Origin of the sequence: Lactiplantibacillus xiangfangensis, from assembly GCF_001438845.1 — a bacterium.
Taxonomy (GTDB): domain Bacteria; phylum Bacillota; class Bacilli; order Lactobacillales; family Lactobacillaceae; genus Lactiplantibacillus; species Lactiplantibacillus xiangfangensis.
Window position 1 is genome coordinate 176,669 of sequence record NZ_JQCL01000080.1, and the last position, 20,858, is coordinate 197,526.

Genomic DNA, 20,858 nt, shown 5'->3' on the forward strand with positions numbered 1-20,858 from the left:
ACCACCTTTTTTAAAATCCGAATTATGGACGAGCAATGCCTTTAAATAGCTGTAAAACCGTTTTGGCATGTTCATTTCCGTTGTAAGGTCGCTGACCAATATCCTTGATCATTAATTGGTCCGTCTTCGTTGGTGACCATAACTTTTCATACTGATTAGTCGCAAAGTTAAGTAACGTTTGACTAATAAAGTTATCACGAGCGAGTTGCTCTTGACTAGCGTCAGGTGCAGCTTGGCCGACAATCCCGTACATATCAGTGCCATGGTAGGCAGGCGAGCCTTCAGCTGGACCAACACTTAGTTGATAAACGCGTCCGCCAGCTTGGGCATGATCGTGCGCTTCCCGAATAGCCGGTAAGGTGAAATTATAATCGGTAAAGAAACGGGTTCTGACATCGAGCGGTGACGCTTTGCCAGCACCACAATGTAAAGCGATGGCTTCGGCCTGTTTGCGTGGAATATGGCAATCATAAACCATTTCATCGATGACGGCCTCGATCGTTTTGGGATCAACATTATCTGGAATATTAGCTGCATACCAGCTTGCTTCGGCCGTTGTTGAAGTGATGATTAAATCAACATCTTTATGTTCGCCGCTTTTAATCACATCAGCAGGGTTAGCTTTCAAGACGCCATTTGGTAAAAATTCATCTTCAACAATACCGATTGAAATGGTATTTAGATTACCACGTTTCAAAACGTCAGTTGGTAAAACTTGATTGACCGCAGCCATCAGTGATTTGGCGTCAACCGTCAATAACTCTTCTGGTGACGTCAGTTCTAGTGTTTTTAAAACTTTAGCTGCTAATTCTTCAGCCCACCATGCTGGGATGTAACGGGCGGCGTAGCCAGAAAATGCGGCTAATCTGTTATATAAGCCGTCAGCTTCAGGTACGGCTAAAAGCGTTAACAGTGAAAATGATCCGGCACTATGGCCTGTAAGTGTCACTTGGTCGGCGTCACCGCCAAATGACCCAATGTATTGGTGAATCCACTTTAAAGCTAGGACCATATCTTGTAATCCTAAGTTACTGGCATCTTTAAATTGCCCACCGTATTGGGACAATTCCAGCCAACCAAGCGGTCCTAGGCGGTAGTTAATGGAAACCCCAATCACCTTGCCGCTAGCAACTAAGCCGGATAAATCTGACGTGTCTTGGGAATTGGCGCCATAAGTCCAACCACCACCATGGATATAAACAACCACGGGTAGTTTTCCTTGAACATGCTCTGGCGCCCAGATATTAAGGTTTAAGCAATCTTCGCTTTCACCTTTATCAGAATTTAAAAAGGCTGGATCTGTTAATTGAACGGATGCTGGTCCGCTTTGACGATAGTCATGGTTAGATTCAAACGGGACGAGTTGTGCTTTTTGGAACCGGCGAGCAGTACCGTAAGGGATTCCGAGCCATTCTTGAACGTCGTTAAATTTTTTATTAGGATGTGACATTTTAAATTCCTTCTTCCGTATTTTTTGAGGTTACTTAATTCAATGTGCTTACATTCTAAACTGTGACCTAACGTTACAGTCAAGCATAATGTCATACTAAAAATGCCACCAATTTACGGTGGCATTTTTTAGTGATTAAGCTGTTCTGAATTAGGACTGATGGTTGTATCGGTAGCGTGCTAAGTGGCTGATTTGTTGGCCTAAGTATGCGGGTGGCTCGACCATGCCGCGCTGTAGCCAACTGACCGCTACATTAACGACGGCGCCGGAGAAAAATTCGACGTAGTAAGGTTCACTAAAGAGCGCCATGCTACCCGAATAATGAATGCGGTCATGTTTGATAAACAGGATAAAAACAGTCTGAAACGTTTGAACCAAAACGTCGTACTTATCATTTTCGATCAACAGACGGTTGGTCGCCGCTTCCTGTTTAGTTAGTTCAAAGTAGTGGGTCATTAAATCAGTCAGACTGATTTTAGACTGGTTAGGTAGGTGGCGTAGGTAGTGTAACATGTAGTCTTCTTGAAAGGCGCCAATAATTTGGTCAAAGTTTGCGTAATTGCGGTAAAAATAAGTTCGTGAAACGTGTGCGCGCTGACATAATTCGGTAATGGAGATACTGGCCAGTGGTTTTTGGGTCATCAGTTGCAATAATGCTTGGTAGATGGCAACTAAGTTTTGGTGTTTGCGCTCTTGAGGACTCATCCGGTCACAACCTTTCCTTTTCTGTAACCTAAGTATTTATTTGCTTGGTGGATGCCCCCTATACTGGGTCACACAGATAGGGGGAGTTTAAAAATGGAAAAATCAACTAAGATCGTCATGACAATGGCGTTGGGGACGTTCCTATGTATGCTGGATACGACGGTGATGAACATTGCGTTGCCCGCGATGCAAACCGGATTAGCAACTAGTTTGGAACAGTTATCCTGGGCGTTAAATATTTATACCATATTATTTGCAAGTTTGACCATTCCTTTAGGCCGGTTAGCGGATATTTATGGGCGTACGCGACTGTATTTACTTGGCTTGGGGTTGTTTCTAGTGGGTTCCTTATTTTCAGGATTAGCCACTGAAGTGAGCTGGCTAATCGTTGGACGGGGTATTCAAAGCTTAGGCGCTGCCATTGTTTTTCCGGCCAGCATGACCATTGGCATTCAAAGCGTGACGACGGCTAAACGAACGGGTGCTATCGCCATCTTAGGAACGACTCAGGGGCTGGCCGCTGCACTTGGCCCCACGATTGGGGGTGCCGTCACCCAGTTTTTTGGCTGGCGGGGCATCTTCTTGATCAACGTCCCCTTGATTTTACTAGTGTTAGGGCTATCTTGGCGATTATTAGATCGTAAGGCCAGTCGTGCGGGAACCGAAAAGTTGGATTGGGCGGGTAGCTTGCTATCGATGCTGGCCCTATTCAGCTTAACGTTGCTGTTGGTCAAAGGGAGCGACTGGGGATGGACGAGCCCCATTATTATTGGATTAGGTGCAGTCAGTCTGCTGGCGCTAGGAAGCTTCATTTGGACCGAAGCCCACGTGACGCAACCCATGATGCCCCTGGCACTGTTCCACGACCGCCAATTTACGGGTGCAGCGCTAGTGACGGTGATTTCCGGGGTATTCATGGTAGCCTTACTGGTTCTAATGCCCAGCTTTTTTACTAAGGTTCAAGGAAAAACGGAACTTATGGCAGCCCTAATGATCTCACCCGCCTCGATGATGATTTTTCTTTTTTCGCCCCTTAGCGGTTTTATCCTAGCTAAGGTTGGGCCCCGGTTAGTCGTTTGCAGTGGAATCTTAGCTATTATTGCGGGTTACGTTGGGCTAAGCTGGTTAAATCCTAACCACTACTGGCAAATCTTAATTGTCCTGATGCTAGTTGGTGCGGGTTACGGCATCATTATTGGTCCCATCACCGTCTTGGCAGCGGGGGATTTTACGGGAAAACTCCTGACAGCGTCACAAAGTGTGATCGGTGTTTTTCGCCAAATTGGAACGTCACTGGCGGTTGCGATTTTTGTGTCCGCGTTGTCAGCGAACTTAGTCACGGCTAAGCAGCACGTTTTGCGGACTGCACAGTCAGATGTCGCGGCGCTTTCAGTCTCAGATAAAGCGAAACAAGATACGCTAGCGGCAATCAAAACGCATCTAAAGACTGAGAACGTCCAGACAACGTCGCAGCGGTTCATCACACCCGCTAAGACCCAACAATTGATTCGGCAAAACTATTTGGCTATATTGAAGCAGCACCGGCTACAACAAGCTCCGCGAGCGGTTCGCAAAACGGTTTATGAGCAAGTTCACCGCCAAGTTACGCGGATGGTGGCAGCTGACAACCAGCAAATTGCTGGGGTGGTCGCCAAAGTCAAAGTGACAACGAAGGACGCCTTGACCCAAGCGTTCATGCGTCCTTACCGGGTCGCAATGCCCGTTACTTTGACCATGCTATTAGGATTGGGTTGTTTTAAACGGCGGCGAGACTATCAACGGGACTAACGTGAGTTGCTAGTAGTTTAAACTGGTTTGGTTCGGTCAGGGGCAATTGTCCCTTGGTTGGGCGGATGACTTGTCAAATTATAACTGGTTACAAAACAGGCGCACCCGTGATTTGCCAGGGATGCGCCTGTTCATTTTGTTGATCAAAATAACTGGACTAAGCGGTGTAACCCGTAAGCACTGGCAAAGGAACAGCCCCAGGTCACGAGGTAGCAACTGACAATCACCGGCAGGGGTGCCACGGATAACCAGCGGCCACCGAGTGCCCAGATGAGTTGCAGCCAAAAAATGTTGGCGAGATAGGCCCGGTAAGCGTAAATCGCTAACCAGTGAATGACGGGAACGCTACGGGCGTGCCGGTGGATTTGATTGTTCGCCAAGCTAACAACCAAACCGATGGTGACAAGGTCGTAGCCAATCATGGCAGGCTGAATGTATGAGGTAATGTTCAAGTGGATCGGCAGTCCCGCGTAAATCAGCATTGCAGTGGTCAAGCCAAATAGGACGCACCAGCTTAGCCGAAGCAACCATCGATGGCAAGCTAATTTATGCGCTAAGGGTTTAGAAAAACGGGCCACTAAGGTGCCTAAAATTGCGTAGCCCATGAAGCTCAGGTTGAACCGGTCGAATAAATACCAGGACCGTTGATGCGGACCGTGCCAAACCGTTACGTCGTAGAACGTGACCCAGAGTGCGCAGCCAATCAGCGTCATCAACAGGATCAGTTTGACCCGGTCGGGGTTGGTGGCGATACGTGCTAACCACCAAAAGAGCGGCATTAGCAAGATGAACTGTAACATCATCGTGTTGTACCACAGGTGTGGCGCGGCGTTACCGTTGACGAATTGCCAGGCAAACGTTTTGACACTATGAAAGGGAGTGCCTTGCTGTAGCTGGGGCATTCCTAGCAGGTAAATTGTCGTCCAAAAAAGAGACGGTATGAACAGGGCCGACCATTGCCGTTTTAAATAGTGGGGATAGGCGCTTAGCTGGCTAGGATAAGTTGTCCGGGTCGTTGTAAAGAGAATGCCAAAGATAAACGCGGGGGCGGTAAATTTAACCGCATTATAGCTGAGGCCGATGATCCACTGATCAGTTGTGCTAAATGGCTGTTTTAAAGCCAAAGTTAGGACTGACTGGAGAATGACGGCCGTACAAGCCGCAACCTTTAAGTAGTCCCCAATATCGGCGGATTCAGTTTTAGTGGTGCTGGTTGCCAAAGTTTACACCGGTTTCTAATTAAGATAATAGTCAAAAAAGTTTGCAATTTTAGTCATTAGGGGAATTTTGACGAGGTGTTTGGCCTGGTATCCCGTAATAAAAGCAACTTGGTTGGCGTAGGGCTCGTGGTGGACGCGGTCAAAGAAGTCGCGGGATTGTGCATAAGGGATCCGTTCGTCGTCGGTGCCGTGCCAAAATAAGACGGGGCGATGCGCAATCGTTTCTGGGTGTAAGTTTAAATCGAAATTATCGATCCAGCTGGTCAGGGCCACCATGTCCGTTGGTAAATAGACGTGGGACTTAGCAGCGTAGTCACGCACAAGTTGCGCGTAAGCGTTTAGGTTGGGTGTCCCCATGATAATGGTGGCGGCCTTGATTTCGGGATGGCAGGTCAGGAGCGCACCGGTCGTCATACCACCCATGGAGTAGCCGCCGACGCCAATTTGGTCGTTTAAAATCAGGCCACGTTTGCGGTACGTCTGGATGATGAGGTCAAATTCGGCTAAGTTACCTTGAATACTGTTCCAGAAAGTGAAGGATGGCAGGCTACTGACTGGTTCCATGCGGTCCCCATGATTCATGGCATCGGGTAACACGACGCGAAGGTGCCGGTTAGCCAATTTACGGGCTTGCGTTAAGACCAAGTCTTTTTGCGACCGCCAGCCGTGGTAAAAAACGACTAGTGGTAAAGGTTGGGTCAGAAGCTGGTCATCAACGACTTCAATGATTGGAATGTCTTGTAAGGATTGTTTTTTTACACTAATCATAATATGGGCTCACTTTATTACTTATTTAATAAATACTGTGACAGATTTTGGACTAAAAAACAAATCGTTAGCCTGATTAGACGGGCATAGGGATGCCTTGGCTTTTAGTGAACCAGATGAGATTTAAGACTTTCTTTACAATTTAAAGGCGTCAATGTAAAGAGATTGTAAAGCGAATGACATCAGTTTGAGAACCTTTTAAACGTTTTTACCGTTAAAATTAATAATAGATATTATTTTACATATAAATTGTTTTATGGGAAGGCGAATGGGTTGAAATTATTTAAAAAGTGGCGACTTGCGTTACTCACAATTGGGAGTTGCGTAGGGTTAATGGTAGCAGTGCAGGCGCAAGCTGCGGTTCCAGATATTTCTGAATGGCAGGGACAGTTGAGCAGTACCCAAGTCCAGAGTTTAAAGAATCAGGCTAACTTTGTGATTAACCGGGTTCAGTATGGTAGTGGTTATGAAGATATTCATCACGTTAATAATGAAAATTTATACGTCCGGTACGGGGTACCGTTCGGGTCGTATGACTTTGCAACCTTTACTTCAGCAAGCGGTGCGGTCCAAGAAGCGAAAGACTTTTATAACCGTGCCAACAAGAACACGCGTTTTTACGTGTTGGATTTTGAAACGACTTCGATGAGCAGTTCGGCAACCAACGCCGCGGTCAAAGCGTGGTATGACGAAATGCGCAAGTTGACTAATAAGCACTTGATCTTCTACTCTTATCAGTCATTTGCGACGAGTTATGCTAATACGGCACGCCAGAGTTTTGACGCGCAGTGGATCGCCAACTACTCGTCACGGCCAACGATTCCGTTCTCACTATGGCAGTATTCAAGTAGTTATTACCTCTCATCATTAAACCAATACGTTGATAACAACCTCTTTGATCAGGCAACGGTTACGACTTACCATCCGTTGAGCTGGTGGTTGAATGAGAACACTACGAAGTACGCTTATAGTAGTTATGGTGCTGGTCAACACGTTTACTTGCATAAGGGTGCGACGAACTACTACGGTGGTGCTGGCATTCCAAGCAACGTTAAGCAGAAGTATTACAAGATTGGCGCGGTGCAAAAGGTCACGACGAGTTCTTCGAAACAAATCGTTTACTTGAAGGGCTTGGATAAGTGGGTACTGGCACAGGATGTAACTGGTTACTGGGTTGGTCAACATGGGAGTTACACGTTACGCAAGAAAAGTAAACTTTACAGTGACATTAATTTGAAGCACGCAACCGGTACGGTGATGCCAAAGGGTGCGACGTACGCCGGGACATTGGTCAAAGACGGAAATTATTACCGGATTCGATTAAACGGTGGTTACATTACGGGTAAGATTTCTAAGACGAACCATGCTTATTACGAATCGGTGCCATCAAGTAAAAAGATCATCCCTAAGAAGAACGTCTACACTTACCGTAAACATTCCTTCAAGAAGGCGGATCGGGTTGCTCGTCATAAGAAGGGGAAGGCCATTAAGACCGTTGCCGTTTACAAGCGGTCAACGGGGTCACGTTATTACATGACGAATAAAGGGAACTTCTTTACGGCGAATAAGGCTTACGTGAAAACAAAATAGAACTTTTTTATAGCGCTGGTTAGCCTCACGATTTGCAATTGTTAATCGTGAGGCTAACCAGTTTTTTTACTTATGAATTACAGTGAGAAGTCGGATTAATGAACGGTATAGTTGTTTTGAGCAACTATACCGTTTAAATGCTGAAGAATCGAAAGCGTTTTGTTCGGTAAGTAACGTTTCATACAATGTTTTATCGAATCCTTGATGGACGGGTGGTTTGTATTAGTTGATTTATCTAAACTGCTTTAGTTACGGGAAAATAGGCGGCTTTACTACGGTAAATATGATTATTTTTATTATCGATATATAACTAATTAGGATTGAATTGGACTAGTTTATTGTGGTAAGTTATAAATAGAAAAGGGGCTCATCTATTGACAAACGTAATTAAATTTATCAATAGATGAGTAACAATGTGGCTATATGGGGTTAACTGCACTTTTGACTGTCGGCGGAGTAATGAATTGCATGGAAATTAATTTATTTAGATGCAATTATTTATGTTTATTCAGTGGGTAGGCTATGTTTAGAAAATGGGGGAGTAAGTTTATGAGACAAGTTCAAAATGAGAAACACTATTATAAAATGTATAAAAAAGGGCGTTTTTGGATTTTTGCAGGAATTGCGGTTGCAACTATTAATATGGGGGCTTTAACGAGTCAGGCAGATGCCGTAACTGCTGTTAAAGAAACGTCGTCGACCAGTACTAACAGTGAAAGTGAAATTAGTCAGTCACAGGTCGTCCTAAGACAACCCGACTCAAGTGTCGTAAACAGCGGCTCGGATTCCAGTACTAGTGCGACTAACACTGATACGGCAGTCACTCAAGCTAAGTCGAGCACAGCAACGGGTGAACAAGACCAAAATGAAACCGTTGTCAAAAGTGGCGGCAGCGCAAATCAAACCGTTAGTTCATCGCGTCATTCGCAAGCTGAATCGTCTTCGGATAGTCAAGCGAGTTCTGAACAGTCAAAGACTAATGAAATCGTTAACGGGACCAAAGAAACTGTTGCAAGTAGTGACGAGCAATCTGTTACTGAAACGCCGATAACACCAGCCACTACGCCTGATATTACAGATGAAGCACCAAAAAATACACCAAAATCTAGTCCAGCAACTTTAGTTGAGAGCGAAGCTGCCTCTAAAGAAAGTATTATCTCAGTTAATACAATTGGAACTGTTGATTCAGTGTCTGATCCTGATATTGAGGCACAACTGACGAAGCATCAGAGCGTCACTAAACTAAATCTATTGACGAGTAACGTATTCGGAGCGGCTGCTGTTCAGGAAAATAAGTTATCGCGAGCTAGTCTAATGAAGGCAGCGGATGTGACGGTATTGGCATCAGGTACCTGGGGGACGAGTCCGTGGAAAGTGACCAGTGATGGTTTGTTGACGATTGGTTCCGGCACTTTTGGTACTGATTCTATGGCACCGTGGGAAGGCAATAATTATTTGCCAGATATGACAAGAGTTCGCGCTGTGATTAGTAAGGTCGTCATCGATAAGAACGTCGTTGCAGGACACTATCTGAGCTATCTTTTCTTTAAGAAGAATACAGATCCTGGCTACGTTCCCTTAACCGAAATTGATGGGCTAGAAAATATAGATGTTTCGCACGCAACGGAAATGTATGGTGTGTTTTCAGGTGACCAGGTTTCGGACCTTTCAGGGATTAAGGATTGGGATACTAGCAACGTCACTGAAATGTCAGCAATGTTTTCGTCTAATCCAATAACTGATAGTAGCAAGTTACCAGTAGGCAATTGGAACGTTGGCAAAGTTCAATCATTTAATAGTATGTTTAGCAATATGCCGATAAAGTCTTTAGATTTGAGTCATTGGAATGTTGGGGCTGATGGTCAAAAAATAACGTTTGGTGGGATGTTTTTAGTTGATCCACAGCTGAAGTCTTTGAATATTTCCGGCTGGAATATGAGCAATGCAACTCAATTTGCAAATCTATTCTCAAATAATACGGCGCTATCGTCACTAACGGTGAGTGAGCAGACCCGTTTCGGAACGGATTCTGATTTACCAAGCGTGCCAACTGCTGAGAAAACTTGGCAAAGTACGACTGGCGGCGATAAGTATACCAGTGCTGAATTGATGTCCTTATACAGTAACACCAGTAGCAATATTCCGACTGGAACGATAACTTATGTGTGGGAACCAGCTTCAAAGTCCAATTTCGAAGTGGGTCCAATTACGGTAATTGCCGGACCGAAAAGTACTTGGTCTGCTAAGGACAATGTTACTAGTTTAGTAGATGGTGAAGGTAAAAAAGTAGATTTATCATCAGCCAATATCAATAATCTGGTTAAAGTTGTGAGCGTTAATGGAAATCAGTACAATGACACAGTCAATGTCAGGACAACGGGCCAAAACGATCAGGTTGTTAATGCGGTGGTTTTGGCCTACACGGATAGCTACGGTGCGGTACGTCAGGAGACAACGACAGTCACTGTGGTGAAGTCGCAAGCGAGATTAGTTGGTCAAAACGTCTCAGTTAACATGGGGCCGAAACCAAATTGGCAAGTTAGTGATGCGGTCGATCGGACGGCCTCACTAAATGCAGTGGGTGACACGCTGCCCGATGCGGAGGTTGCAACTGTGACGGCTACCGGGCTTGATTTAACCAAAGCGGGTGCCCAAAAGGTGACGCTAACTTACGTTGATCAATATGGTAATACCGTTTCTACAACCGTAACTGTGACGATGGTTGCTAGCCAGGCAGATTTTAAATCACGCGATGTCACAATTGTTGCTGGTGATCTGGCGAAGTGGTCATGGCAAGACAGTGTTGCCAGTGCCACTGATTTTGCTGGTGTGCCGGTTGCGACAGATGCGCTAGCTAAATTATCAATTGTGGCGGATAAACAGCCAGATTTGCAAACGCCTGGTGATTATCCGATTACCTTGACCTACACGGATAGTGATGGCAACGTGGTGACACATATTGTACAAGTCAAAGTAGTTGAAAATAAGGCGACAATTCAGACGCAGCCTATCCAAATAATTGCTGGTCCAAGTGCGCAAGTTGATTTGAAAGCGGCGCTTACAAAATTAACTGCGGTGGATGGTACTGATGTTGCCTTCGAAAATGCTAAGTTGACCACAAACACTGATCAATTAGATTTAAATACAGTTGGCAAGCAAACGGCGATGGTCACCTATCAGGATGAGGCAGGCTATGTGCACACAGCTGAGATTGAAATTACGCTTGTTCCGTCTAAAGCGGCCTTAACAAGTAAAAATTCGACAATTTTCATTGGTCCTAAAACACCAGCGTGGACTGCTGCAATGAATTTAACGAGTGCTAAAGATAGTGACGGTCATGATTTGGCTATTGATGCGGTAACAGTTGATGGAAACGTCGATATCAAGACGGCTGGTGATTACTCAGTTAATTACAGTTACACAGACAGTGCTGGTAACGTTAAAGAGGTGACCGCGGTAGTAACAGTAAAGGCTAGCGCAGCCGGTGTAGTGGCAAAAAATACCGACTTAATTGCAGGCCCGAATACAAAATGGGCAGCAACGGATAATTTTGTTAGTGCGACAGACGCCAGGGGTGAAAAAGTTGAGTTTAATGACGTCAAAGTCACTGGTGAAGTCGATGCAAGTAAGACCGGCGATTATTCAATCACTTATAGTTATACGGATAGTGCTGGTAATGTTAAGCAGGCGACTGCGGTAGTAACAGTAAAGGCTAGCGTAGCCGGTGTAGTGGCAAAAAATACCGACTTAATTGTGGGACCAAACACGAAATGGACAGCGACGGATAATTTTGTCAGCGCGACAGATGCCAAGGGTGAAAAAGTTGAGTTTAATGACGTCAAAGTCACTGGTGAAGTCGATGCAAGTAAGGCCGGCGATTATCCAATCACTTATAGCTATATAGATAGTGCTGGTAATACCGTGAGTCAAACCGTGACGATTGCGATTAAGGCAACCCAAGCTACGATCAAGGCGACCGATGCGACCGTGATTGCAGGTCCAGGGGCTGTGTGGACCCCGGAAACTAATTTTGTCAGTGCGCAGGACGCCACCGGTCAAAAATTAACGTTTGATCAAGTCAAAGTTGCTGGCGCTGTCGATTTGCATACCCCAGGCCATTACGCAGTCACTTATCAATACACTGATGTGGCGGGTAATTTGATTACAGCGCCAATTATGGTTAAAGTCGTCGCTACTCAAGCGACGTTGAAGGTCAAGGATACTGCGGTGATTGCGGGCAAAGGGACGTGGACACCAGCTGACAACTTTGTTAGTGCGACGGATGCTGCCGGAGAATCGTTAACGGTTGATCAAATCAAAGTTGACGGTCAGGTTGATCTACAAACACCAGGAACTTATCAAGTGACCTATCGTTACCTTGATAGTGCGCGCAATCAACAGACTCAGACAGTCACTATTGACGTTGCCAAGACGCGGTCTGGTTTGGTCGTCAAAGATAGTCAGTTAGTCGCTGGCCCCAAAACAGATTGGCAACCGGCAGATAACTTTGTAAGTGCAACGGATGCAATCGGTAAACCGCTTAATGTCACCGATTTAAAAGTAACCGGGAGTGTTGATCCAACTAAGCCCGGTGATTATAAAGTGACGTATACGTACACGGATGCCTATGGGAATGAAGTAGCCAAAACGATTACTGTCAGTGTGATTGCGAGCCAACTTAGTTTGGACGCGAAAAATGCGCCAATTATTGCTGGGCCTGAGTCGACTTGGAACGCCAAAGACAACTTTGTGAATGCGACGGATGCGGCTGGTAAGACTATCAGCTTAGCTGACGTAACAGTAACGGGTACGGTTAATCCCAACCAAGCCGGTGATTACAAGGTCACATACACGTATACGGATGCGTTTGGCAACGAAGTTACACAAACAATTACCGTTAAAGTCGTTACGAGCCAAGTCGCTTTAAAAGTTAAGGACAGTCAGCTTAAAGTTGGTGCCAAGTGGCAGGCATCGGATAATTTAGTTCTGGCAACGAATGCCACGGGACAAGCACTGACTGTTGATGATCTGATCGTCACGGGAATGGTTGAAACGGCCCAAGCTGGGGCTTACAAAGTGACGTATCAGTACACCGATGCTGCTGGCAATGTGGCGACCGCGACGGCTATGATCACGGTCACGGCAGATGCTGAGCAGCCAGGCAGTGGTGATCAAGTTAACGCTGGCGACGAAAACAACGGGAATAATAATGGTGACAGTGGTTTAATCAATGAAAATAACGGAAATAATAATGGTGACGGTGATTTGATCAACGAAGGCAATGGTAATGGTCATCAGATTGATGGCGGATACCCGCTTAACTTGAGCAATAGTGGTCGTCAAACTAGTGTGGCTGGTGACCGGATTGTCAGCAGTCAACCGAGTTTGAAGCAGCCAACGACAACGCGTAAGTCAACCAGATCATTGCCACAAGCCAATGAAAAGCAGACCGCATCGTGGGTAGCTTTGGCGGGTGTTGGGTTAATGGCGATGCTTGCTACGGTTGGTTATCGCCGGAAACATTAGTTGGCAGTTAACTGAATGATAAAAAATTAGCTCTGATGCATGGAGTTAGCAGTTTCTTTTCTTTCTGGCTCAGCGCCGTAAGAGTAGCAGGGCTCGTTATGCATAAGCTTAAAAAGGTAGTTCTGAGCAATCATGTGATTGCTCAGAACTACCTTTTTTGATGCGATCCGGGAATTTTGTTCCGGACTCTTACCCAGTGTTTTAATACCGTCGTTATGGTTGAAAGCTTACTTAGCCGAAATAATAGTAAGACCCGACGATGGCAATCCAGAGCGTCACCCAGGCAATACCGGCGCAAAGGTTGAGATAATACAAGTGATAATGAAACTGCTTGAACCGCTCGTTGTCATGTACCGTGAATGGTAATGCGTCAGTTTTTAACTGTTGTAAGTAGTGGTAACGTTTAGTTGGCCAAAGTGCGCCGATTGTTTCGAGAATAATTAACGTGATTAAAGCAAAGACAGCTGCCGGAAAAACGGCGGATGAATCGGTCGCAAAGCTTGGTGCAATGATATTTGTGTACAGTGTCCAGATGGCCATCAGAGTAAAAATGTAGGCGACCGACCGGGCAATTGTAACCGACAAAAGTGATTTTTTTAATTTGGGCTGTTGTTTCAGCAATTCCCGGTTGGCACGGTAATTTAACGTCCAAAATTTAGCCGATTGTCCGGGCTTAGCGGTCACATAACGGGTTTGGTAAAGGTACGGGAATTGAATTAAGAAAGTTATCAATGCCGTAATTGGAATCGCCGCAATCGCTATAATAACAAGGTATTCAATTACCAGAATTGGCGCGGTACTGGTACTGATTGCGCGACTGACCCACGCAATGAGAATGAATAAATCTAAGAAGATAATACTCCCGATACTTTGGCGCCGGTAACGTTTAAATTCTTTGGCAGTGCTCAGCTGGAACTCGGGATGACTGTCGGTGTGCCGGGCCCAATAATGATAACTTTGCGAAGGCCACATCAACGCAGGAATGAGTAACAGTAACCCACCACTGATTAGCAGAATCGTACTAGTAATGGCTGTTCCAGTTGGAAAAATCAGTAATGTTAACTTGGTTTCCAATTGAACAGTGCTGATCAAAATCAAGACAAGCCCAACGATCCAAGCAAGCTGGGTGAAACCAAACAGGGCCCGTAATTTTGGTGACTGCTGAGTCAGCTGCTGACGCGCACGGTGTTGCAACTGTAGCTGATCTTTAATTCCCAGAGATTTAACGGGTTGGAGATAGGGATGCTGCAAGTTACGGTAACCTAGCCAAAGTGCAAGTGCTAATAATAAGACTAGGAGAATGAGAACAGTAATTAACATAAACAGTAAGTCCTTTAAAAAATTATAGTCGAGCTTAGTTTTAAGTGTAAAACTAAATTATGTGCAAAATGTGACGATAGTTGCAATATTATCATTTTGGTGGCTTGCTGTTAAGGCGTAGATAACTAATGAATTGGGATGTAATAAGCATTTTAATTAATTCGATGGCAAGTCATTATGACTGTAAACTTAGGTGGTAAGGCAAAAAAGCGGACGAGTTACGGGCCTTAATTACTTTTTGTAATCTTTTTGTAACTGCTAATATTAGTTAATTTATGTTAAATTATTAGTAAGAAATATTCAAAGGGTTGTCATAAATTTAGCAGCAGTTGCTAGTTTTTTTAAAGTTTACATAGATAAGACAATTACGGGTGGTAGCAAAACGCTGTCAGCCGTTAGTTTTACGGGGAAATTTTGAAGCTACCGGTGTTGGGCTCGTTGGATTTTTTAAGGTTAAATAATATTCTTAATTTTGAAAGGTGAATTGAATGTGGGATTAAAAAAAGGATGGGGATTAGCGCTAGCAACTTTGGGCTTTGGTTTGACGATGGGTGTGACCACGCAAGCACAAGCCGCAAAGCCAATACCAGATATTTCTGAATGGCAAGGCCGATTGACAGGGACACAGGTTCACAGTATGAAATCGCAAGTGAACTTTGTTATCAACCGGGTTCAGTACGGCTACAACTATGAAGATAATCATCATAGAAATAATGAAAGTTTATACGTGAAATACGGGGTGCCATTTGGTTCGTATGATTTTGCAACGTTTAAGAGTGCGGCGGGCGCAAGGGCCGAAGCACAACGTTTCTATCAACGTTCAAATAAGAAAACCCGTTTCTACATTTTAGACTTTGAAACGACTTCAATGGGGAGTTCAGCGGCGAACGCGGCGGTTAAAGCTTGGTACCAAGAAATGCGGAAACTGACGAAGAAACACTTGATTTTCTATTCTTATCAGTCGTTTGCAACTACCTATGCTAACTCGTCACGGCAGGCGTTCGATGCGCAGTGGATCGCCAACTATTCTCAACGGCCAACGGTGCCATTTTCATTGTGGCAATACACGAGTACTTATTACTTGTCGTCCTTGAATCAACGGGTCGATAACAGCTTGTATGATAAGGCGACCGTTAGCCAGTACCATTCATTAAATTGGTGGTTAAACAAGAAAAAGAAGAAGACGACTACTAAGACGACAGCGGTTAAGGCAGCAACACCTGCCAAGGCAGCGGCTAAGCCAGTAGTTAAACCAGCAGTTCAAGCTAAGCCAGCGCCAGCCAAGGTCAAGTATTCTTATAGCAAGTATAAAGTTGGTCAACGGGCTTACCTTCGTCCGGCCGCGACCCACTACTACGGTGGCGAAGCCATTCCTGCTGACAAGCGAAAGCAACCGTATACGATCAAAGCGGTGAAGGCCGTTACGACGTCCCGTTCAAAACAAATCGTTTACGTGGCTGGATTGAACAAATGGGTCTTAGCCCAAGACGTCACTGGCTTTTGGCGGAGTAAGAGTACCGGTAAGTTTAGAGTCAAGGTCACTATGAACGTCTATCGTGATGCGAAGATGACCCAAAAGACCGGTGCCAAAGTGCTTAAAGGTAAGAAAGTCACGGGTCACGTTGTCCGCGCTGGTAATTATTATCGGATCAAGATGGATAAGGGCGGTTACATTTCAGCCAAAGCGCGGAACACGAGTTTCAAAAAGGTGAAGTACGCTTTCAGCAGTTACAAGGCCGGACAAAATGCTTACATTGCATCGAAAGCCAAGACTTATTACGGTGGGGCTGTGATTCCGGCGTCAGCCAAGCTGAAACCTTATAAGATTACCAAGACCAAGACTAAGGTGACGAGTCGTTCACGTAAAATTGTCTACGTTCGTCATTTGAAACACTGGGTCCGGACACAGGACATGATTGGTTATTGGAAGAAGGGTTCCAAAGGCACGTTTAAGGTTCGAAGCAAGGCTAACGTTTACAAGAAGTCGACTTTGAAGCATAAAGTGCGTCACCTGACTAAGAATAGCCGAATCAGTGGTAAGGTCATCAAGAAGGGCCATTTATACCGGGTTAAACTCAGCAGTGGTGGTTACGTGACCGCTAAAGTTAGTGTCATTAGTAAAGTAAAATAAACGCTGTTTAATCGTTATAACTAAAGCATCCCGCTTAGAAATCTTTGGATTTTTAAGTGGGATGCTTTAGTTTGGTCTCAACCGATCGTTAGTTTTTCAAGGGACGCATCGGTTATGTGACGAAACGGTTGGCCGGATATGCTAAAATAGAGGCAGAATGGTTGTGGAGGTCACGATTATGCAAAAACAAGTAACGATTATTGGAAGTGGGATTGTGGGAGCCGTCACTGCTTACTACTTGAGTGCGGACCCGACGTTAAGTGTCACCCTTTATGATGAAGGAATTGGCCAGGCAACGAAAAACGCCGCGGGGATTATTTTCCCGTGGCTGTCAAAGCGTCGTAACAAACGTTGGTACCAGCTTGCTAAAGCGGGTGCCGCGCTATATCCAGAAATTGTTGCGGATACCCAAATGGGCTATTCCGTTTACCAGCAAGCTGGTACGGTTGTCACACGGGAAAATCCGGATGATTTGCAGGCCTTGTACGACCTCGCACTTGAACGCCGTAAGACTGCGCCACAGATGGGCAACGTTGAAAAGCTGAGTGCCGCGGAAGTGCAGGATAAGATTCCGTTACTGACGGCGCCACAACCCGGTGTGTTCGTCAGCGGTGGTGCGCGGGTCGACGGTGATAAGTTTGCCCATAACCTGCTCAAATACGCTGAAAAACGCAACTTGGTGCGGCACAAGGGCAAGGTTCGGTTAGGCGATCAGGGCCAGTTATTGACGGTCAATGGTCAGCAAGCTTACGATACTTTGATTTTGGCCGTTGGTGCGTGGTTAAAGCCGCTATTACTACCAATGAAAATTGTCGCGGACGTTCGACCTCAAAAAGGACAGCTGATTGAAATGCAGCTGCCTGAAACGTGGGGGGATGACGTGCCGGTCCTCATGCCTGAAGGTGAACGTGACTTTATTCCGTTCACGCGCAATAAGCTCGTGGTAGGGGCGACCCATGAAAATGATCAGGGTTACGACTTACAAGCTTCCGACCTCGTAGAAAATGACTTATTTGCAAGCGGCTATAAACTTGACAGTCGGTTACGTAAGGACCAGATCACGCAGGTCAAAGTGGGGACCCGTGCGTATACGAGGGACTTCGCACCGTTCTTTGGCCCGTTGCCAGATAATCCCCACATTTTAGTTGCTAGTGGACTGGGGTCTTCTGGACTGACGACCGGTCCGATGATTGGTAAATTGTTGGCTGATTACGTTCGCACAGGCAAGCATGATTGGGATAACTACCAGCTACCAGTTGAAAACTACCTCACACCCGCAGATTAGTTTTTGAGGTGTAACCCTTGCTGGGCTAACTGGTGGGCACCGTGGTTCTCACTTTCAGCGATCCACTGAGTGACGACCACTTGGCACTGGTCCTGTAGGTGTAGTAAGGTAGCTAGTTCGACTGCAAAGTGTTTGCTATAGGCTTTATCAACACTTTCGGCAACCACTTGGCTGTCGGTGTAAAAGAAGACGACTTGGTCAGGACCATAAGAATCTAATAATATTTTAAAGCCAGCAATCGCGGCTAAAAATTCCGCGGTATGATTATCACTGTCTGGCAAAACCTGCTTGTACTGGTGTTGCTGACCTTGATCAATTAATAGAATGCCCGCGGCACTCTGGTTAGTTTGCGGCGTCGTGGCTGCATCTGTATATAATTGCAATGATTATCGCTCCATCTTGAAAGGAATTTATTAACGTGAATAATGCGAAACATACTTTTAAGTATCAACCAAATTGGGCGTCAAGTCTAATTGTTTGGTCTTGGACATTACTAATTGGCATGGCCGGCCTAATTTATTGGCTCGAAGTCATGAAGTTTAAATGGTCCTTTGTTGTGATTGGGCTCATCTTTATTGCGGTGGTGGCTGTTCAGTTGAGCTTACGCCGGGTCTCCATTGACCGTAATTTATTGATTTTTAGTACCGTTTTTAATCGCTCCTGGCTAGTGATTCCCCGTGATCAGCTGGAATTAATTGCGCCAGTTCGTGGGGGCATCAAGGTTCAGATCGATGGCAACGCGTATCAATTTTTAATGCGGAAAAAGGCCCGGACGGCGTTGATTGAACTCGCCCAAGAAGCTAAATAGCCGAACTAACTAAGGCTAATATTTATTAATTGTTCCTATTTTTAGATTATTCGGTATAATGAGAGTCAGATTATGATTAAAAGGGGCGGAATTGATGAAAGACATTGAAATCGCACAACAAGTGACACCCGAACCAATTACTGAGATTGCAGCGAAGGCCGGTTTAACGGCTGACCAAATTGACCAGTACGGGAGTGCCAAAGCTAAATTAAAACTACCGTTACCAGTGAAGGATACGAAACGTAAGTTGATCTTGGTTACGTCAATCAACCCAACGCCCGCTGGTGAGGGTAAGTCGACCGTCACGATTGGCTTAGGGGACGCGCTGACTAAGATTGGCAAGTCAACTATTATTGCCTTACGAGAACCATCCTTAGGCCCTGTCATGGGGATGAAGGGTGGCGCCACTGGTGGTGGCTACTCGCAAGTGATTCCAATGGAAGATATTAACTTGCACTTTACGGGTGACATGCACGCCTTAACCGCAGCTAATAATACGTTGGCGGCGTTGATTGATAACCACATCCAGCAAGGCAACGAACTGAATATTGATGAACGGCGTATTCAATGGAAACGTGCGCTTGATATTAATGACCGTGCATTACGGCACACCATCATCGGGTTAGGCGGCCCTACGTCAGGGGTGCCGCGTGAAGATGGTTTTGATATCACGGTGGCCAGTGAACTGATGGCCATTTTGTGCTTATCCGAAAATATTGCCGATTTAAAGCGCCGGATTAATCGCATCGTGATTGGTTATACGCGTGATCGCAAACCGGTCACCGTAGCAGACTTAAAAGTTGGTGGCGCCATTGCGTTACTATTAAAAGATGCGTTACGGCCAAACTTAGTTCAAACGTTGGCCCACACGCCGGCGTTCGTTCACGGTGGCCCGTTTGCCAACATTGCTCACGGGTGTAACAGTGTTTTAGCAACCCAAGCTGGGCTAAACTTAGCCGACTACACGGTGACTGAAGCTGGTTTCGGTGCCGATTTAGGCGGACAAAAGTTCATGGATATTAACGTTCCAGCTGTGGGTCAGGCACCGAACGCCGTTGTGATCGTCGCAACGATTCGGGCTTTGAAGATGCACGGTGGCGTTGCCTTAAAGGAATTAGGTACTGAAAACGTGCCAGCACTAAAGAATGGTTTGGCTAACTTAGGTCACCACGTCGCAGCTATGCAACGGTATGGCGTGCCCGTCGTGGTTGCCATCAACCAATTTACGGCCGATACCGAAAATGAAATTCAAACGGTCAAGGATTACTGCGCTAACCTCGGTGTTGAAGCCGTCTTAGCCGATGTCTGGGGTCAAGGTGGTGCCGGTGCAACTGACCTTGCACAAACTGTTGTTAAGCTTTGTGATCAGCCGAGTGAATTCAAGTCAATTTACAACGCTGACGATGATTTGGAAACGAAGATCCAAGCCATTGTAACGAAGACTTATGGTGGCGCCAAGGTTGAATACTCAGGCAAGGCTAAGCGTCAGTTAAAGGCGTTTGCGCAACGGGGCTGGGACAAGTTACCAGTCTGCATGGCAAAGACCCAATATTCGCTGAGTGACAATCCAAAGTTATTGGGCGCCCCTAAGGACTTTACGATTAATGTGCGTGAATTCGTGCCGAAGTTAGGTGCTGGATTCGTTGTTGCTTTGACAGGAAATGTCTTGACGATGCCAGGTCTACCTAAACATCCAGCTGCCTTAGACATGGATATTTCAGACGACGGTAAAATTTCTGGCTTATTCTAAAACTAATGAAGTCTATCAAAAAAGGTCGGTCTGCGTACCGGCTTTTTTGGTTGCTTATAAATTAGCCGCTTCGGTGGGTAGAACCGGTGTGCTATGGGGATGGTCCCAGCCAAAGTACTGTCTGTGACCTCAATTCAAAGCCGATAGCTCACGTCTTTAAATTGCCCCGCAATATTAACCGACCGAGAAACGCCGGCTAATATTGCCGACACAGCACACCAATTCTACCCACCTTCGCTAAATAGTGCTTTTTATTGTGATAAGTCTAATTTTATTGGATCATCGGAGGCCGTCACTGATAGCATCGATCGTGATGGTGGCGTTGAGGTGGTGGTTTTCCACCTTTACACCACGGACGGTCCGGGACACTTGCGGGCTTTGCAAGGGTTCCGGGCGAGGGGCAAGACCGTTTATCAGGCTTGACCCGGTCCCACGACCGCATGTTATCAGTGACGACCGGATTTAATCATAAGCCAATCGATTTGATTTTGCTTTTCAATCGACACTTACTTTTAAA

General features: G+C 45.7%; 13 protein-coding genes. 7 read left to right on the forward strand and 6 right to left on the reverse strand.

Going from position 1 to position 20,858, the window contains the following annotated elements; all coding sequences use genetic code 11:
* Positions 1–22: 22 nt before the first annotated feature.
* Both IV64_RS10000 and IV64_RS10005 read right to left on the reverse strand, forming a co-directional pair.
* The gene (locus IV64_RS10000) at positions 23–1,450 is read right to left on the reverse strand and encodes a carboxylesterase family protein (protein ID WP_057707102.1); all 1,428 of its coding nucleotides are present in this window, start codon (positions 1,448–1,450) and stop codon (positions 23–25) included.
* A 150-nt stretch (positions 1,451–1,600) separates the two neighbouring features.
* Positions 1,601–2,155: a TetR/AcrR family transcriptional regulator gene (locus tag IV64_RS10005; RefSeq protein ID WP_057707103.1), complete on the reverse strand. Its 555-nt coding sequence runs from the start codon at positions 2,153–2,155 to the stop codon at positions 1,601–1,603.
* Between the two features lie 93 nt (positions 2,156–2,248).
* Between IV64_RS10005 and IV64_RS10010 the strand changes: the two genes are divergently transcribed.
* The gene (locus IV64_RS10010; protein WP_057707104.1) at positions 2,249–3,943 is read left to right on the forward strand and encodes an MFS transporter; all 1,695 of its coding nucleotides are present in this window, start codon (positions 2,249–2,251) and stop codon (positions 3,941–3,943) included.
* Between the two features lie 143 nt (positions 3,944–4,086).
* On the opposite strand, the gene IV64_RS10015 is transcribed toward IV64_RS10010, so the two are convergent.
* Together IV64_RS10015 and IV64_RS10020 are read right to left on the reverse strand one after the other, a co-directional pair.
* Positions 4,087–5,163, reverse strand: coding sequence for an acyltransferase (locus IV64_RS10015; protein ID WP_057707105.1), 1,077 nt, complete (start codon positions 5,161–5,163; stop codon positions 4,087–4,089).
* Between the two features lie 15 nt (positions 5,164–5,178).
* Positions 5,179–5,931 (reverse strand): alpha/beta fold hydrolase, encoded by a 753-nt coding sequence (locus IV64_RS10020; RefSeq protein WP_057707106.1) that lies wholly within the window; start codon positions 5,929–5,931, stop codon positions 5,179–5,181.
* Positions 5,932–6,204: 273 nt separating this feature from the next.
* Here IV64_RS10020 and IV64_RS10025 point away from each other — a divergent pair, with 273 nt between their 5' ends.
* Positions 6,205–7,521 carry a GH25 family lysozyme gene (locus IV64_RS10025; protein WP_057707107.1) on the forward strand — a complete coding sequence of 439 codons (1,317 nt, stop codon included), beginning with the start codon at positions 6,205–6,207 and terminating at the stop codon, positions 7,519–7,521.
* A gap of 549 nt (positions 7,522–8,070) precedes the next feature.
* Positions 8,071–13,047 carry a bacterial Ig-like domain-containing protein gene (locus tag IV64_RS10030; protein ID WP_057707108.1) on the forward strand — a complete coding sequence of 1,659 codons (4,977 nt, stop codon included), beginning with the start codon at positions 8,071–8,073 and terminating at the stop codon, positions 13,045–13,047.
* 231 nt (positions 13,048–13,278) lie between these two features.
* On the opposite strand, the gene IV64_RS10035 is transcribed toward IV64_RS10030, so the two are convergent.
* Positions 13,279–14,367 (reverse strand): hypothetical protein, encoded by a 1,089-nt coding sequence (locus tag IV64_RS10035; RefSeq protein WP_057707109.1) that lies wholly within the window; start codon positions 14,365–14,367, stop codon positions 13,279–13,281.
* 490 nt (positions 14,368–14,857) lie between these two features.
* Between IV64_RS10035 and IV64_RS10040 the strand changes: the two genes are divergently transcribed.
* Positions 14,858–16,498: a GH25 family lysozyme gene (locus tag IV64_RS10040; RefSeq protein ID WP_057707110.1), complete on the forward strand. Its 1,641-nt coding sequence runs from the start codon at positions 14,858–14,860 to the stop codon at positions 16,496–16,498.
* Positions 16,499–16,676: 178 nt separating this feature from the next.
* Positions 16,677–17,783, forward strand: a complete 1,107-nt coding sequence (locus tag IV64_RS10045; RefSeq protein ID WP_057707111.1) for an NAD(P)/FAD-dependent oxidoreductase — start codon at positions 16,677–16,679, stop codon at positions 17,781–17,783.
* Here the strand turns inward: IV64_RS10045 and IV64_RS10050 are convergent.
* Complete coding sequence (locus tag IV64_RS10050) at positions 17,780–18,166, reverse strand: ribonuclease HI family protein (protein ID WP_057707112.1); 387 nt, start codon at positions 18,164–18,166, stop codon at positions 17,780–17,782. The genes IV64_RS10045 and IV64_RS10050 overlap by 4 nt on opposite strands.
* Positions 18,167–18,201: 35 nt before the next feature.
* Between IV64_RS10050 and IV64_RS10055 the strand changes: the two genes are divergently transcribed.
* Both IV64_RS10055 and IV64_RS10060 read left to right on the forward strand, forming a co-directional pair.
* A complete protein-coding gene (locus IV64_RS10055) occupies positions 18,202–18,591 on the forward strand; it encodes an EbsA family protein (RefSeq protein ID WP_057707113.1) in 390 nt (129 codons plus the stop codon).
* 94 nt (positions 18,592–18,685) lie between these two features.
* A complete protein-coding gene (locus IV64_RS10060) occupies positions 18,686–20,341 on the forward strand; it encodes a formate--tetrahydrofolate ligase (protein ID WP_057707114.1) in 1,656 nt (551 codons plus the stop codon).
* Positions 20,342–20,858: the final 517 nt, after the last annotated feature.

Bases quoted from the DNA above. Each gene is read 5' to 3' on its own strand.
- IV64_RS10000 (WP_057707102.1), bottom strand. From the start codon at position 1,450: ATGTCACATCCTAATAAAAAATTTAACGACGTTCAAGAATGGCTCGGA.
- IV64_RS10005 (WP_057707103.1), bottom strand. From the start codon at position 2,155: ATGAGTCCTCAAGAGCGCAAACACCAAAACTTAGTTGCCATCTACCAA.
- IV64_RS10010 (WP_057707104.1), top strand. From the start codon at position 2,249: ATGGAAAAATCAACTAAGATCGTCATGACAATGGCGTTGGGGACGTTC.
- IV64_RS10020 (WP_057707106.1), bottom strand. From the start codon at position 5,931: ATGATTAGTGTAAAAAAACAATCCTTACAAGACATTCCAATCATTGAA.
- IV64_RS10030 (WP_057707108.1), top strand. From the start codon at position 8,071: ATGAGACAAGTTCAAAATGAGAAACACTATTATAAAATGTATAAAAAA.
- IV64_RS10035 (WP_057707109.1), bottom strand. From the start codon at position 14,367: ATGTTAATTACTGTTCTCATTCTCCTAGTCTTATTATTAGCACTTGCA.
- IV64_RS10045 (WP_057707111.1), top strand. From the start codon at position 16,677: ATGCAAAAACAAGTAACGATTATTGGAAGTGGGATTGTGGGAGCCGTC.
- IV64_RS10060 (WP_057707114.1), top strand. From the start codon at position 18,686: ATGAAAGACATTGAAATCGCACAACAAGTGACACCCGAACCAATTACT.